At 61.4% G+C, this 15360-nt stretch carries 18 protein-coding genes; 11 read left to right on the top strand and 7 right to left on the bottom strand.

The genetic code is table 11. The features are described from left to right. The first annotated feature begins 5 nt into the window (after positions 1–5). The 6 genes from AMK05_RS01170 (at position 6) to deoA (ending at position 5479) form a co-directional block, all read left to right on the top strand. Positions 6–1109, top strand: coding sequence for an ABC transporter permease (locus tag AMK05_RS01170; RefSeq protein ID WP_064835796.1), 1104 nt, complete (start codon positions 6–8; stop codon positions 1107–1109). A 9-nt stretch (positions 1110–1118) separates the two neighbouring features. After that, on the top strand, positions 1119–2090 hold the full coding sequence (locus AMK05_RS01175; RefSeq protein ID WP_064835798.1) for an ABC transporter permease: 972 nt from the start codon (positions 1119–1121) through the stop codon (positions 2088–2090). Between the two features lie 2 nt (positions 2091–2092). Beyond that, positions 2093–2482, top strand: coding sequence for a cytidine deaminase (locus AMK05_RS01180; protein WP_064835800.1), 390 nt, complete (start codon positions 2093–2095; stop codon positions 2480–2482). Next, a complete protein-coding gene (locus tag AMK05_RS01185) occupies positions 2479–3279 on the top strand; it encodes a purine-nucleoside phosphorylase (RefSeq protein ID WP_064835802.1) in 801 nt (266 codons plus the stop codon). The genes AMK05_RS01180 and AMK05_RS01185 overlap by 4 nt, the downstream gene beginning before the upstream one ends. A 114-nt stretch (positions 3280–3393) precedes the next feature. Next, positions 3394–4170, top strand: coding sequence for a deoxyribose-phosphate aldolase (gene deoC / locus AMK05_RS01190; protein ID WP_064835804.1), 777 nt, complete (start codon positions 3394–3396; stop codon positions 4168–4170). Between the two features lies 1 nt (position 4171). Continuing rightward, positions 4172–5479, top strand: a complete 1308-nt coding sequence (deoA, locus tag AMK05_RS01195) for a thymidine phosphorylase (RefSeq protein WP_064835806.1) — start codon at positions 4172–4174, stop codon at positions 5477–5479. 6 nt (positions 5480–5485) lie between these two features. On the opposite strand, the gene AMK05_RS01200 is transcribed toward deoA, so the two are convergent. From AMK05_RS01200 to AMK05_RS01230, 7 genes are all read right to left on the bottom strand, one after another. Continuing rightward, on the bottom strand, positions 5486–6055 hold the full coding sequence (locus AMK05_RS01200; protein WP_064835808.1) for a TIGR02281 family clan AA aspartic protease: 570 nt from the start codon (positions 6053–6055) through the stop codon (positions 5486–5488). A 128-nt stretch (positions 6056–6183) separates the two neighbouring features. Continuing rightward, positions 6184–6813, bottom strand: coding sequence for a uracil phosphoribosyltransferase (upp, locus tag AMK05_RS01205; RefSeq protein WP_049734167.1), 630 nt, complete (start codon positions 6811–6813; stop codon positions 6184–6186). A 113-nt stretch (positions 6814–6926) separates the two neighbouring features. Beyond that, entirely contained in the window at positions 6927–7895 is a 969-nt protein-coding gene (locus AMK05_RS01210; RefSeq protein WP_064835810.1) for an adenosine deaminase, read from the bottom strand. Then, positions 7892–9112: a phosphopentomutase gene (locus AMK05_RS01215; protein WP_064835812.1), complete on the bottom strand. Its 1221-nt coding sequence runs from the start codon at positions 9110–9112 to the stop codon at positions 7892–7894. The genes AMK05_RS01210 and AMK05_RS01215 overlap by 4 nt, the downstream gene beginning before the upstream one ends. A 111-nt stretch (positions 9113–9223) precedes the next feature. Continuing rightward, positions 9224–9805, bottom strand: coding sequence for a TadE/TadG family type IV pilus assembly protein (locus tag AMK05_RS01220; protein ID WP_064835814.1), 582 nt, complete (start codon positions 9803–9805; stop codon positions 9224–9226). Further along, a complete protein-coding gene (locus tag AMK05_RS01225) occupies positions 9805–10440 on the bottom strand; it encodes a TadE/TadG family type IV pilus assembly protein (protein ID WP_064835817.1) in 636 nt (211 codons plus the stop codon). The genes AMK05_RS01220 and AMK05_RS01225 overlap by 1 nt, the downstream gene beginning before the upstream one ends. Before the next feature lie 114 nt (positions 10441–10554). Continuing rightward, positions 10555–10962, bottom strand: a complete 408-nt coding sequence (locus AMK05_RS01230; protein WP_064835819.1) for a pilus assembly protein N-terminal domain-containing protein — start codon at positions 10960–10962, stop codon at positions 10555–10557. Between the two features lie 378 nt (positions 10963–11340). Between AMK05_RS01230 and AMK05_RS01235 the strand changes: the two genes are divergently transcribed. The 5 genes from AMK05_RS01235 (at position 11341) to AMK05_RS01255 (ending at position 15357) form a co-directional block, all read left to right on the top strand. Then, entirely contained in the window at positions 11341–11529 is a 189-nt protein-coding gene (locus AMK05_RS01235) for a Flp family type IVb pilin (protein WP_003571085.1), read from the top strand. A gap of 122 nt (positions 11530–11651) precedes the next feature. Further along, complete coding sequence (locus tag AMK05_RS01240; RefSeq protein ID WP_064835821.1) at positions 11652–12164, top strand: A24 family peptidase; 513 nt, start codon at positions 11652–11654, stop codon at positions 12162–12164. A 110-nt stretch (positions 12165–12274) separates the two neighbouring features. Beyond that, positions 12275–13090, top strand: coding sequence for a Flp pilus assembly protein CpaB (gene cpaB, locus AMK05_RS01245; RefSeq protein WP_064835823.1), 816 nt, complete (start codon positions 12275–12277; stop codon positions 13088–13090). A 12-nt stretch (positions 13091–13102) separates the two neighbouring features. Continuing rightward, entirely contained in the window at positions 13103–14602 is a 1500-nt protein-coding gene (locus AMK05_RS01250) for a type II and III secretion system protein family protein (RefSeq protein ID WP_064835825.1), read from the top strand. Next, entirely contained in the window at positions 14599–15357 is a 759-nt protein-coding gene (locus AMK05_RS01255; protein WP_082935605.1) for a CpaD family pilus assembly protein, read from the top strand. Before AMK05_RS01250 ends, AMK05_RS01255 begins: the two co-directional genes overlap by 4 nt. Positions 15358–15360: the final 3 nt, after the last annotated feature.

The following is a 15360-nucleotide window of genomic DNA, read 5'->3' on the forward strand; positions in this document are numbered from 1 at the left end:
CCTTTATGAGCACTGCATCAGTTCCGCTGCCAAACTGGATCAATTACGGCCTGATCCCGCTTCTGAACCTCATCGTCGCCTTCCTGATCTCCGGTTTCGTCGTCTGGCTGATCGGCGAGAGCCCGCTCGGTGCGCTGTCGCTGCTGCTTGAGGGTGCGCTCGGCAGCGGCGAAGGCATCGGCTTGACGCTGTTCTACGCGACGAGCTTCATCTTCACCGGTCTTTCCGTCGCGGTGGCGATCCATGCCGGTCTCTTCAACATCGGCTCCGAAGGCCAGGCCTATGTCGGCGGCCTCGGCTGTGCCTTGGTGGCGCTTTCGCTCGACAATTACGTGCCGTGGTATGTGACGATGCCGATTGCAGTCGTCGGCGCTGCCCTCTTCGGCGCGGTCGCAGCCTTCATTCCGGCATGGCTTCAGGCGAAGCGGGGCAGCCATATCGTCATCACGACGATCATGTTCAACTACATCATCGCGTCACTGATGAATTACCTGCTTGTGCACGTATTGATCGTGCCAGGAAAAATGGCACCCGAAACACGGACTTTCCTCGAAGGTGGGCAGTTACCGAAGCTGACTTGGTTGATGGAAATATTCGGGGCAAAGCTCGGTGCCGCTCCGTTGAACGTCTCTTTTATCATCGCGCTGGTTATGTGCTATGTCGTCTGGCTTCTCATCTGGCGTACCAAACTCGGTTTCGAAATGCGTACGCTGGGCGTCAGCCCGACGGCCGCTTCCTATGCCGGTATTCCCTATGTGCGGATCGTGATGATCGCGATGATGCTTTCCGGTGCGCTGGCTGGCATGATGGCGCTCAATCCTGTCATGGGCGCCTCTGCCCGCCTGCAGGTGGGGTTCGTCAGCGGCGCCGGTTTTGTTGGTATTGCCGTCTCGCTGATGGGGCGCAATCATCCGCTCGGCATCATTTTCGCGGCGATCCTGTTCGGCATCCTTTATCAGGGCGGCGACTGGATCTCCTTCGAAATGCCGAACATCACCCGCGAGATGATCCTGGTCATCCAGGGGCTGGTGATCCTGTTCGCCGGCGCGCTGGAATATATGTTCCGGCCGGCGATAGTGCACCTCTATCAACAGTTCAAGCGAGCCTGAGGACGGACGATGGATTATTATGACATTTTCATCAGCGTTCTCGCCTCTACGATCCGCCTGTCGATCCCGCTGATCTTCACCGCACTTGCCGGTCTGTTTTCGGAACGCGCCGGCATCTTCGATATTGGCCTGGAGGGCAAGATGCTGGGCTCGGCTTTCGCCGCCGCCTGCATCGCCTATCTCACCGATTCGGCCTGGCTGGGGCTCGGCGCTGGCATCGTCTGCTCGGTGGCGCTCAGCTTGGTACACGGCTTCGCCTCGATCACCAATCGCGGCAATCAGATCGTCTCGGGTGTGGCGATCAACTTCTTCATTGCCGGCATCACCATCGTGCTCGGCCAGGCCTGGTTCGGCCAGGGCGGGCGCACGCCGCAGCTTTCGCCGGAAGCGCGCTTCGCGCCGATCATCCTGCCGGGCGCAGATGCCATCCATAGTGTGCCGATCCTCGGCCCGCTCTATGCCAATGTCATCTCGGGCAACAACATCCTCACCTACCTGGCCTTCCTCGCCGTGCCCTTCTCCTGGTGGGTGCTTTACCGCACACGCTTCGGCCTCAGACTTCGCGCCGTCGGCGAAAATCCGGGTGCGGTTGATACGGCGGGCATTTCGGTCGCCTGGCTGCGTTATCGTGCCGTCATGTGCGCCGGTATTCTCTGCGGCTTTTCCGGCACCTATCTGGCGATTGCCCAGTCCGCCGCCTTCATCAAGGACATGTCGGCCGGCAAGGGCTATATCGCGCTGGCTGCTCTCGTCTTCGCCAAGTGGAAGCCGGTGCCTGTGATGTTTGCCTGCCTGCTCTTCGGCTTCCTCGATGCGCTGGCCAATTTCATGCAGGGCAAGCAGGTGCCGCTGATCGGCGAAGTGCCGGTTCAGGTCTTCCAGGCGCTGCCCTATATCCTGACCTGCATCCTGCTTGCCGGCTTCATCGGCGTCGCGATCCCGCCGAAGGCCGGTGGCGTGCCCTATACGAAGGAACGTTGATCATGTCCCACGATCTGTTCGAAGCCGCGCGTGGGGCCATGGCCTTTGCCCATGCACCCTATTCGAAATTCCCGGTCGGGGCGGCAATCCGCGCCGAGGATGGCAAGGTCTATACCGGCGCCAACATTGAAAACCTTTCCTTTCCGCAAGGATGGTGCGCCGAGCCGACGGCGATCGGCGCGATGATCATGGGCGGCGCCAAAAAGATCGTCGAAATGGCCGTCATCGCCGAAAAGCTGCCGCTCTGCCCGCCCTGCGGCGGCTGCCGCCAGAAGATCTCCGAATTCGCTTCCAAGGATACGAAAATCTATCTTTGCGATGACGCGGGCGTGCAGAAGACCATGACGATGGACGAGCTTCTTCCCTTCAGCTTCGAGACCGAACTCGGATGAACGCCACGGTCAACCTGCTTGCCGCATTACTCGGCGGCATCAAGCCGCGCCACGGCATCGTACTCGGCTCCGGCCTCGGCTCCCTCGTCGGTGAGCTGGACGCCGCCGTGCGCATTCCCTACCGCGACCTGCCGGGCTTTCCGGTCAGCGCCGTCTCCGGCCATGCAGGCGAAGTCGTCGCCGGCCGGCTGGGCGGCGTGCCTGTCGTCATGCTCTCCGGTCGCGTGCATTATTACGAGAAGGGCGATGCCAATGCCATGCGCCTGCCGATCGAGGTGCTGAAGGCGCTTGGCGTCGAAGCGCTGATCCTGACCAATTCGGCCGGATCGCTGCGCGACGACATACCGCCCGGCTCGGTGATGCAGATCACCGACCACATCAATTATTCCGGCATGAACCCGCTGATCGGCGAGGAAAGCGATCATCGTTTCGTCGGCATGACCAACGCTTACGACACCGGCCTCGCTACGGCGATGCAGACGGCAGCGGCAAAGCTCAAGATCGAGCTGGCGCAAGGCGTGTATATGTGGTTCTCCGGCCCGAGCTTCGAAACGCCGGCCGAAATCCACATGGCGCGCATCCTCGGGGCCGATGCGGTCGGCATGTCGACGGTGCCCGAGGTGATCATTGCAAGAATGCTCGGTCTGAGGGTTGCGGCCGCTTCGGTTATCACCAACTATGGGGCAGGCATGACCGGCAATGAGCTCAGCCATGAAGAAACCAAGGACATGGCGCCGATCGGCGGCGCCCGCCTCGCCGCCATTCTGAAAGAGATGATTGCGGCTAGAACAGGATGATTTTAGACCGGGTCGGCCTAAAATCTGAATCCTGTTCTCAATTCTATAGTTAGAGCATGATGTCGTCCGAAACCCGCTCACACTTTTCGGCATCATGCTCTAGAGGAAGTAAAGATGAATAGCCATTCCATCCGGGAAACGGCGGCGGTCGCCCTGTCCCTTCTTGATCTGACCAATCTGAAGGATGATTGCACCGAGGCGCAGATCGATGCGCTCTGCACCCGCGCGCAGACACCCTACGGCAACAGTGCTGCGATCTGCATCTGGCCGCGCTTCGTCGCGCAGGCCCGCAATATCCTCGGCACCGGCCATGCTGTGCGGATCGCGACCGTGGTCAATTTCCCGGCGGGCGAGATGGAAGTCGCCGATGTCGCCGCCGAAACCCGTGAGGCGATTGCCGACGGCGCCGATGAGATCGATCTGGTCATCCCCTACCGCAAGCTCATATCGGGCAATGAAAAGGCGGTGACCGACATGGTCAGGGCTGTGCGCGCCGAATGCACCGGTCCCGTCCTGCTGAAAGTCATCATCGAGACCGGTGAGTTGAAGGAGGCGGCATTGATTCGCCGCGCCTCCGAACTTGCCATCGAAGCCGGCGCCGATTTCATCAAGACCTCCACCGGCAAGGTCGCCGTCAACGCGACGCTCGAAGCCGCCGACATCATGATCCGCGCCATTCGCGAAAGCGGCCGCAAGGTTGGCTTCAAGCCGGCCGGCGGCATCGGCTCGGTGGCCGATGCGGCGCTCTATCTGAGCCTGGCCGAAACCATCATGGCGCCCGACTGGGCGATGCCGTCGACCTTCCGCTTCGGGGCCTCGGGCCTGCTCGATGATATCCTGGCAGTCCTGAGCGGAACGCAGTCTGCACCTGCCGCGGCGTCGAGCTATTGACATGATCCCGCAGGAGATCATCCGGCGTAAACGCGACGGCGACGAACTCGACCCCGCCGATATCCGGTCCTTCATTGCGGCACTCGCGGCCGGTCACCTGTCGGAAGGCCAGATCGGCGCATTTGCCATGGCCGTCTGGTTCAAGGGCATGTCGCGTGAGGAAATCGTCGCCTTGACGCTGGCGATGGCCGATTCCGGCGATCGGCTGCAATGGGGGGATATCGACCGCCCGATCGCTGACAAACACTCGACCGGCGGCGTCGGCGACAACGTTTCGTTGATGCTGGCGCCGATTGCTGCCGCCTGCGGCCTCGCCGTCCCGATGATATCAGGGCGCGGCCTCGGTCATACCGGCGGCACGCTGGATAAGCTCGAATCCATTCCGGGCTATAGGATCACGCCGGATGCCCGTCTGTTCCACAAGGTCGTGAAGGAGGCGGGATGTGCCATCATCGGCCAGACCGGCGCTCTGGCGCCGGCCGATGGCAGGCTCTATGCCGTGCGCGACGTGACCGCCACCGTCGATTCCATTCCGCTTATCACCGCCTCCATCCTGTCGAAGAAGCTGGCGGCCGGGCTTCAGACCCTGGTGCTCGACGTCAAGGTCGGCAACGGCGCCTTCATGGCCGACCGCGCCCAGGCAGAGATCCTGGCGCAGTCGCTGGTCGAGGTGGCCAATGGCGCGGGTGTCAGGACCTCGGCGCTGATCACCGACATGAACCAGCCGCTCGCCGATGCCGCCGGCAATGCCGTTGAAATGCGCAATTGCCTGGATTTTCTGGCCGGTGGGAAGCCGGACACGCGGCTCGAGACCGTCGTTCTTGCCTTCGCTGCCGAGATGCTGGTGACATCGGGCATTGCCGCGTCTTCTGAGGAAGGTGAGGGGGTGGCGCGTCGGGCACTGTCATCGGGGAGGGCGGCAGAGGTTTTTGCGCGCATGGTATCCATGCTCGGCGGTCCGGCCGATCTCCTTGAAAACCCCGACCGGTATCTCGCCAGGGCGCCGGTGGAAAAGCCGGTCCCGGCCGCCCGGTCCGGCTGGCTTGCCGCCTGCAATGCGCGCGGTATCGGCGTCAGCGTCATCGATCTCGGCGGCGGCAGACGCCATCCGGCCGACCGGATCGACCATCGTGTCGGCTTCTCCGAACTCCTGCCGCTCGGCACCCGCGTCAGCGCGGGGGAACCGATCGCGCTGGTTCACGCCGCCGATGACACAGCGGCGCAAAGTGCAGCGGCCGCACTTGCCGAGCACTACCGTATCGCCGAGGAAAAGCCGGAGCTGACGCCGGTGATTTCGACCCGGATCTGATGCGGTTTACTGCTTGAGGCTGAGCGAACCATCTGCGACGGAATAGGAGGCGAGCTTCTGCAGGAAGCTCATGCCGACCAGCGTCGTCGTCAGCGCGTCGTCCTTGAGCACGAAGGCTTCGACATTGCGCACGCGAATACCGCCGATTTCGACCCGGTCGAGCATCACATGCGCCGCCTTCGTCTGGCCGTTGGCGGTGTTGACCCCGTAGCGGAAATCGAGCTGGATGGCCGTGTAGCCGAGGCGGCGGGCGAGCGTCTCGTTGAGCGCCACATAGGTGGCACCGGTATCGATCAGGCCCTGCACCGGCTTGCCGTTGATCTTGAAGCTGCCGGTATAGTGGCCCTGCGCATCCGCCTGCAGGCGGATAGCATTGCCGGCGGAGACCGGCGCGGGTGCGGCGGACTTGTCGCTTTCGGTTGAGATGTAATTGGCGGAGAGAGTGTCGGCGGGCTGCTGGCCGGTGCTTCCGAAGAAGGAAGGCGCCTGTGTGGCCAGCACTGCGGCGATGCTGGCGAATATGACGGTACGCACGAGCATGAAACAGAAATCCTTCCTGTATAAACCCCGCTTCATGCGGGGCCTCATTCTTCAAGCTTGCTACGCCCCAAGTGCTGACAAGTTGCTAATGCCGACAACAAAAACGGCCCGGAATGAACCACCGGGCCGCAAACTCTTTCGATTTGGTAAAAGAAGACTGAAGTTTATTTGGTGCCGTACATGCGGTCGCCGGCATCGCCGAGACCGGGCATGATATAACCCTTCTCGTTGAGATGGCTGTCGATCGAGGCGGTGAACACCGGAACATCGGGATGGGCGGCGCGAAAGTTCTGGATGCCTTCCGGGGCGGCGAGCAGGCAGAGGAAGCGGATATTGTGGGCGCCGCGTTCCTTGAGCTTGTCGATCGCCGCGATCGAGGAATTGCCCGTCGCCAGCATCGGGTCGACGACGATGATCAGGCGCTCGGCCACGTCTTCAGGCGCCTTGAAGTAATATTCGACAGGCTGCAGCGTCTCGTGGTCGCGGTAGACGCCGATATGCGAGACGCGGGCGGAAGGCACGAGATCGAGCATGCCTTCGAGCAGCCCGTTGCCGGCCCGCAGGATCGAGGCGAAGACCAGCTTCTTGCCTTCGAGGATCGGTGATTCCATTGTCTGCAGCGGCGTCTCGATCGTTGCCATCGTCAGTTCGAGATCACGGGTCACTTCGTAACAGAGCAGTGTCGAGATTTCGCGCAGCAACCGGCGGAAACTGCCCGTCGATGTTTCCTTGCGCCGCATGATGGTGAGCTTGTGCTGCACCAGCGGGTGATCGATGACCGTGACGCCGTCCATGGGGAAGCCTTTCATTCTTTCTGTCGAATGTTTCTTTCACGGAAATCGGCCCGACCGCAAGAGTGGCGGCAAATTTGCACCGATCTTCCCCAGCCTCGCTCAGCATTTGGCTCTCAAAGCCGGGCGAGCAGGACTTTGCGTGTCTCTTCGTCGACGAAGGCCGCCTCGATCGCCGTTCGCGTCATGGCATCGATCTCGGCGTCGCTGAAGCCGAAAGCCTCGGCGGCAAGTTCGTATTCCCGCGCAAGCGAGGTGTGAAAGAAAGGCGGATCGTCCGAGCTGATCGTCACCCGCACGCCGGCTTCCTTCAGCCGGCGCAGCGGATGGGAGCCGAAATCGGGAAAGACCCCGAGCGCGATATTGGAGCCCGGGCAGATCTCGAGCACGGTGCCGAGATCGGCTAGCCGCTTCACCAGATCGAGATTCTCGATGGCGCGTACGCCATGGCCGATGCGTGCAGGGCGCACAGCATCGAGCGCGTCGGCGACGCTGAAGGCGCCGCAGACCTCGCCGGCATGGATGGTGAGCCCCAGTCCGGCATCGCGGGCGATATCGAAGGCCCTGCTATAGTCGGCGACGCGGCCCATGCGCTCTTCGCCGGCAAGGTTGAAGCCGGTGATCAAGGGATTGCCGGCTTTTGCCGCATATTCGGCAGCACCGATCACGCTCTCCGGGCCGAAATGCCGCTCGCCGGTGACGATCAGCCGCGCCTCGATGCCGCTCTTTTCCCTGGCCCGCCGGATGCCTTCGCAGACACCTGATATATAGGCGTCGGCGCCGAGACCGATGCGTTTGCCGTGGTCGGGAGAAACGATCAGTTCGCTGTAGATCGTATGGATACCGGCGAGTTCGTCGAGATAGGTTTCAGTCAGGAGCGCATAGTCCTCCTCGGTCCTGTAGACCTCGGAAACCTTGTCATAACATTCGAGGAAGCTTGCGAAATCATGCCAGACGTAGGCTCCGCTGCGCAGCTCGCCGCTGATATCGACACCGTATTTGCGTGCCTGCGCTTCGGTCAGTTCAGGAGGTGCTGCACCCTCCAGATGGCAGTGCAGCTCGACCTTCTTCAAATGCGATGTCACAGAAAATTCCTTCCATGCGGTCCGGCCGGGATGCCGAGATGGCGCGCGATGCTTTCACCAATATCGGCATAGCTGCGGCGCACGCCGATCGAACGCGACCGGATGCCGGGGCCGTAGGCGATGACGGGCACCCGCTCGCGCGTATGGTCCGTGCCGCGCCAGGTCGGGTCGCAGCCGTGGTCGGCGGTCAGCACGACGAGATCGCCCGGCTTCAATTTCTTATGGACTTCGGCCAAGCGTGCATCGAAGGCTTCGAGCGCCGCGGCATAACCCGGCACATCGCGGCGATGGCCGTACATCATGTCGAAATCGACAAAATTGGTGAACACGAGATCGCCGTCGTCGGCCTCGTCGATGGCGGCAAGCGACGCATCCATCAGCGCCTCGTTGCCGTTCGCCTTGATGAGGCGCGAAATCCCTTGATGCGCGAAGATGTCGCCGATCTTTCCCACGGCGTGCACCTGCCGGCCATGTTCGATCAGCCGGTCGAGCAGCGTCGGCTCCGGCGGCAGCACCGAGAAGTCGCGCCGGTTTCCGGTGCGCTGGAAGGTAGGGCTGGAGTGACCGACGAAGGGCCGGGCGATGACGCGGCCGATATTATAGGGATCGAGCAGTCCGCGGGCAGTGCCGCAGAAGGCGAGCAGGCGATCGAGGCCGAAATGCAGCTCATGCGCCGCCACCTGGAAGACTGAATCCGAGGAGGTGTAGCAGATCGGCTTGCCGGTGCGGATATGCTCCTCGCCGAGCCGGGCGATGATCTCCGTTCCGGAAGCATGGCAGTTGCCGAGAATGCCCGGCACGCCTGTCTCCTTGCAGAGTGCCTCGATGAGCTCCGCGGGAAAGGCGTCGCCCTCCGTCGGGAAATAACCCCAATCGAAACTGACGGGTGTTCCCGCGATTTCCCAATGGCCTGATGGCGTATCCTTGCCGCGGGAGATTTCGGTAGCGGCGCCGTAAATGCCGTAGACCTTTTCCGGAATTGGCATGCCGGCCGGAAACCGTCCGGAGGCGGAGCGGGCAATCTGCATCAGCCCGAGTTCCGACAGGTTGGGCAGGGAAAGCGGCCCGCTGCGCAATCCGGCGCGGTCTCCCGCGCCGGCGGCGCAGAACTCGGCAATATGGCCGAGCGTATCGGCGCCCTCGTCGCCATAGGCCGCCGCATCCGGCGCGCCGCCGACGCCGAAGGAATCCAGAACGAAAAGAAAGGCACGCGCCATTTTACACCCGAGAGAGCCGATCGCCGGCCCTGGAAATGTCAGAGGCGGCAGAGGTTCAGCCATATAATGCTGCGGCCGGCTTGGCAAATTCGAGGTGAGGCAAAAGTGGTGTCAGCAGTCGCCGCAGGGTATCGAGTCGCCTTGCCGCTGGCGGTAGAAATAGTTGCGGCTGATGGTGATCGTGCGCATGCCGTCCGGCATGAAGTTCGGGGCAAACAGGAACATCGTATAGGGGATGCTGAGTTCGGTGCGAACCAGGAAGCTGTTCGCCGTCTTCATATCGGACGGCACGTTGGACACTGCGGTGTTCTTGGCATAGGGCGCCGTGCCATCCTGCGCCCAGGACCAGAGCACCTTCGCATTGGCGCCGGCGTCGACGGTGATCCCGGTGATCTTCAATGTAAGCGACGTCGAGTTATAGGGCACGAAGATCGAGTTTGCGACCGACGGCATCTGCGCGAGCGCGCTCTTCGTGACGGATTGCTGCTGGGTGACGAGGTCGGCCACCGTTCCTGCGGCGCGTGTCACCCGCTTGCTGACGCTGAGGCCGATTGTGATCTCGAAAGCGCCGATATAGAGCATGACGAGCACGGGGAAGAGGATCGCGAATTCGATCGCTCCGGCGCCCTTGCGGTCTCGGGCCAGCCGTCGCGCCGTCAATACCAGCCTGGTGAACGGGTTGCGAAGCGCCATTATGGATACTGCTCGTTCTGGAAGGCCGCGGTTGCGACGATCAGATAATAATTCGGCATCGAACCATCGGAAGGCCGTATCGTCGTGATGTAAGGCCGGACCAGATCCGTGATGATTTCCCAGCGGTAGTAGGCGCGAACCATGTTGATGGTGCCGGCGCCGCCCGGCGTATATTTGAAGGCTGCCGTATTGATGTCGGCATATTTGGCGGTGGAAAGTTTGGGAATCGTCGTCGGAATGGCCGAGAAGGTGCTGAACGTCTGCACATCCACGTAGAGCTTGCTCGGCGTCGCCACTTCGCTCGTCGAGCAGCGGATCAGAATCGAGATTTCATCGCAGAAAGCCTGACGGAACTGCGTCTTGTTCATATCGGTCGTGCGGCCGAGATTATAGGTGATTTGCCCGGTTCGCATCTTGCGGCTCATCGTATCGACGGCGTTGGAAACGAGTTCCTCGGCGGCAAAGGCGACGAAGGTTTCGAGGATGGCGAAGATCACCAGGAAATAGGGAATGGCGAGCAAGGCGAATTCGATCGCCGCAGCCCCTTCGCGTGAGCGGGCGAGAGCGCGAAACCGCAAGAATCGGAACGGCGCTGGGGAGTGCGCCTTTTCCGTCTTCTGATCAATTGCCGTCATTGCCTGGACCCGAGCGACATTCTCTGTTCGCCACACTAGGGTCCGTTCGTTGATTTTCCGTTTCAGTCTGACGCGACGATTTTAACGAATGGCCGAAGAAGTGAAGGAAGCCGATCAGGGAGAGGTGGCGCCGGCCGCCTGCTGGGCGTGCTGCTCGCAGTTCGGCGTGCAGGACAGCACGGAGCGTTCGGTCTGCCGGTAAACGCGCACCGTATTGCCCTCATCGATCGACACCAGAATACGCTCGTCGAGAATGGCATTGCCATCGGCATCGAGCAGCACCAGATTGGTGGTGCCGAAACTGCGTCCTGTCAGCACGATCGTCTTGGCGTCGGCGACGGTCGCATCGGCAACCTTGGCGTTGCCGACGATGACCTTGCTGACAGGGCGGTCGAGCTTCAACACGCGCGCGTGATCCATATAGACACGCAGCATGTCATCGTCTGCGGCCGCGGAAATTCCCGTAACACCGAAAACGGCGATCATGCCGGCAAAGAATATGGTTTTGCCGCTCGATGACATTTGGTCCTCTTTCACGATCACAGCGCAATATCGCCATAGAATGGAAAAAATTGGTGAACGAAGCCTTAAGCTGGTCGCCTTGTGCCGGAATGAAGCGTGATGACCCAATTTGGTGCGGCGTCGGGAGAAGCTCGCGGCGGTTGGAAGTCGAGCCTGTGCTATTTCCGGATGAATGCAGGTGAAATAGCGGGAATATTGTTAAATATTGAGGTAAGCCTGCAAGAAAATACTTACTCTACAAAGGCATGTTGTCTCGTTCACACCTGGTTAACTCTTTTCCTTAAGCCGATGGAAACGCCCATTCGCTAGGTTGCAGTCATCCGATCAACGGCAACAGTTGGCGGACGTGCTGAACATCAACTGGAGTTAGGAGTTACCATGACCAAGCTTTTTAGCCGTTTTCTGAAGGACGAATCCGGCGCGACCGCAATCGAATACGGCCTGATCGCCGCTCTCATTTCCGTAGCGCTCATCACCGGCGCAACGGCCCTCGGCGGCAAGATCGGCAACACGTTTAACGGCTTGAGCACCAAGATGGATGGCGCTCAGACCGCAAGCGGCGGCTAATCATAGCTGCCGCCCGACGGCATCCGCATAATACCGGCCATTGATTTGGCCGAACTATCGAGCGGGCTCACAGGCTGAACGGCCGTGAGCCTTTTCGCATCAAATCAGGATCGGGTATACGCATGATCGCAGCTGCAGTCTTCGTGATACTGCCCCTCTGCCTAGCCATGGCCGCCTTCTCGGATCTGTTCACCATGACGATCCCGAACCGCGTTTCCCTGATCCTCATCGCCTCCTTTTTCGTTCTCGCGCCGCTGTCTGGCCTTGGCTTGCAGGCGATCGGCATGCATCTTGCCGCCGGCGCCATCGCCTTTACCGCCTGCTTCGCTCTTTTTGCCTTCAATGTGATGGGCGGCGGCGACGCCAAGCTGTTGAGCGCCACCGCGCTCTGGTTCGGCTTGAACGAATCCCTTCTTTTCCTGATGACCGATGTTGCCGTGATCGGCGGCTTGATCACCTTGCTGATCCTGCTGGTGAGAGCGCAATCGAACACGATCCTCGCCATTGGCCTGCCGGTGCCGAATTCGGTCCTGCTCGCCAAGAAAATCCCCTATGGCATCGCCATCGCGATCGGCGGATTCATGGCCTTCCCTTCCTCGCCACTCTTCCTCGCCGCACTGGAAAGCCTGAAATAACGGCATTTTAAATGCCTGTTAACTTAAAATGTAAGCGTTCCATTAACCATAATTATACCAATTGCTGAGCATTCTGCAGGGCGAACATATCGTGCCCTGAGGAATGATCTATGAAACCCGCCCGCCTTATAATCCTAGCTGTCGCCCTGGTGGCAGCCGGTCTCGCCGGCTTCCTGGCGATGCAAATGGCGGGTAGTGGCGGTGTCGTCACCCAGGTTCAGTCGGTGATCGAGAAGGAACCGACCGTCAACGTCCTCGTCTCCACCGGCAATCTGGCGGTCGGCGAAAGGCTGAGCGACCAGACGGTTCATTGGATGCCCTGGCCGCAGGGCGGCGTCGTCCCGGGCCTGATCACCGAAGCCGACAAGCCGGACGCGATCAAGGATCTGCAGGGTGCCGTCGTGCGCCTGCCGATCTTCGAAGGTGAGCCGATCCGGCCGGAAAAGGTCGCCGATTCCAACAGCCGCATCCTTTCCTCGCTTTTGCCGGCCGGCAAGCGCGCCGTCGCGACCGAGATATCGGTGGCGACAGGCGCCGGCGGTTTCATCCTGCCGAACGACCGCGTCGATGTCATCATGGTCCGCAAGGGCACCGAGGCCAACAAGCTCATCACCGAAACGGTGCTGAGCAATGTCCGCGTCCTCGCCATCGACCAGCAGATCCAGGAAAAGGATGACGGCTCGAAATCGGTTGTGGGAACGACCGCCACGCTCGAGTTGACGCCGGATCAGACGAAGGTCCTCGCCGTCGCCCAGCAGATGGCGGACCGGCTGTCGCTGGCGCTGCGTTCGGTTGCCGATGCGCAAGAGCAGGATACCAGCGCGGCCGACTATCTGCTGAGCGGCGACAACGGCAGTGCGATCATCCAGGTCATCAAATCGGGCGCCATCGTTACCGATGCCGGCGCAGCGCCGAAAGCGGAGTAAGAGGACGTGCAAATGGGCAATTCAAAGCGGCGCGCCGGGCTTCTCCTGAAAGGTTGCCTCTCGCTGGCAGTCGGCGTCTCCGGTATTGCGCCGGCCTTTTTCGCGCCGCTTCTCGGGTCAGGCGAGGCGCGTGCCGATTCTGAAAACCTGGTCCGCATCTCGCAGACCGGCCGTGATGCCCACCGTCGGCTGAAGCTCGGGCTGAACAAAGCCGTCGTCGTCGATCTGCCCGAGGATGCACATGATATCCTCGTCTCCGATCCGACCATGGCCGATGCCGTCACCCGCACCTCGCGGCGCATCTACCTGTTCGGCAAGAAGGTCGGCCAGACGAATATTTTCGTTTTCGGCGCCGGCGGGCAGGAGATCGTCAATCTCGACATCGAGATCGAGCGCGACGTGTCCGGCCTTGAAGTCAATCTCCGCCGCTTTATTCCAGACTCCAACATCAACGTCGAAATCGTCTCCGACAACATCGTGCTGACCGGCACCGTGCGCACGCCGCAGGATGCCACGCAGGCGGCCGATCTGGCGCAGGTGTTCCTGAAGGGCGGCGAAGCGACGACCAGAACCGAGACGGCATCCGGCACCGGCGGCGACAGCTCGGTGGCGCTCTTTGCCGAAGGCCGTCAGTCGTCGCAGGTGGTCAACCTGCTGCAGATCGAAGGCGAAGACCAGGTCACCCTCAAGGTGACGATCGCCGAGGTCCGCCGCGAGGTGCTGAAGCAACTCGGGTTCGACAATCTGGTTTCCAATTCCTCAGGGATGACGGTCGCCCAGCTCGGCAGCCCCAGCGCCGACAGCGCCACATCCGTCGTTGGCGGCGGCCTAGCGGCGCTCTTCAAGAGTTCGATCGGAAAATACGACATTTCCACCTACCTCAACGCGCTGGAGCAGGCCAAGGTCGTCAAGACGCTTGCCGAGCCGACGCTGACGGCGATATCGGGCCAGGCCGCGACCTTTAATTCCGGCGGTCAACAGCTCTATTCGACGACCGACAACGACGGCAACGTCACCGTCGTGCCGTTCAACTACGGTATCAACCTCGCCTTCAAGCCGGTCGTGCTCTCATCGGGACGCATCAGCCTTGAGATCAAGACCAATGTCTCCGAACCGGTCGCCGGCAGCGGCAACGCCACATATCAGCGCCGTTCGGCTGAAACTTCGGTGGAACTGCCTTCGGGCGGCTCGATCGCGCTGGCCGGCCTGATCCGCGACAACGTCTCGCAGACGATGGGCGGCACGCCCGGCGTCTCGAAAATCCCGCTGCTCGGTACGCTGTTCCGCCAGAAGGGTTTCGAGCGTCAGGAAACCGAGCTCGTCATCATCGCGACGCCCTATCTGGTGCGCCCGGTGGCGCGCAATCAGCTCAACCGGCCGGACGATAATTTCAGCCCCGAAAACGACGGTGCGACCTTCTTCCTCAACCGTGTCAACAAGGTCTATGGCCGCCGCGAGGCGCCCGTGGCCGATGCGCAGTTCCACGGCTCGATCGGGTTCATCTACAAATGAGCGGGGCACGGTCGGCAGCAATGGAAGAGAACAGAGATCAGGCGATGACCCATATCAATTCGACGACACCCCGCCTCGGACTCTCGAAGGCGCTGCTGGCCGCAGCCGGCTTCTCGGCGGTGATCCTTTCCGGATGCGCCGGTCCGCACGACCAGCTGACAACAGGCGGCATTCCCGACGACTATCGTGCCCGCCACCCGATCATCGTGACCGAAGCGGAACAGACGGTCGACATACCGGTGGCTTCCACCGATCGCCGCCTGACCAGCGCCCAACGCGACCTCATCCGCGGCTTTGCCGCAAACTACATGGCCCGCGCCTCGGGTCCGGTTTACGTACTGTCGCCGCAGGGTTCGCCGAATTCGGCCGCCGCCTATCAGCTGCGCGATCAGGTCCGGGCCGAGCTGGCGAGGAGGGGAATTGCAAGCTCGAAAATCGTCAACACCTCCTATGCCGCGGTCGGCCCCGGCGACGCGGCGCCGATCCGGCTGAGCTTTACCGGCACCACCGCGGTGACCACGCAGTGCGGCCAGTGGCCGAAGGACATCTCGAACGATTTCACCAACCAGAATTACTATAATTTCGGCTGCGCCTCGCAGAACAACCTCGCGGCCCAGATTGCCAATCCGGAAGATCTGGTGGCGCCGCGCGGCATGACCCCGATCGACGCGCAACGGCGCAACAATGCGATTCAGGAATACCGCACGACGACATCGACGATCGAAGAGGTCGCCGGCAGCGACAGCAGCTTCTGAGAC

Origin of the sequence: Rhizobium sp. N324, from assembly GCF_001664485.1 — a bacterium.
Taxonomy (GTDB): domain Bacteria; phylum Pseudomonadota; class Alphaproteobacteria; order Rhizobiales; family Rhizobiaceae; genus Rhizobium.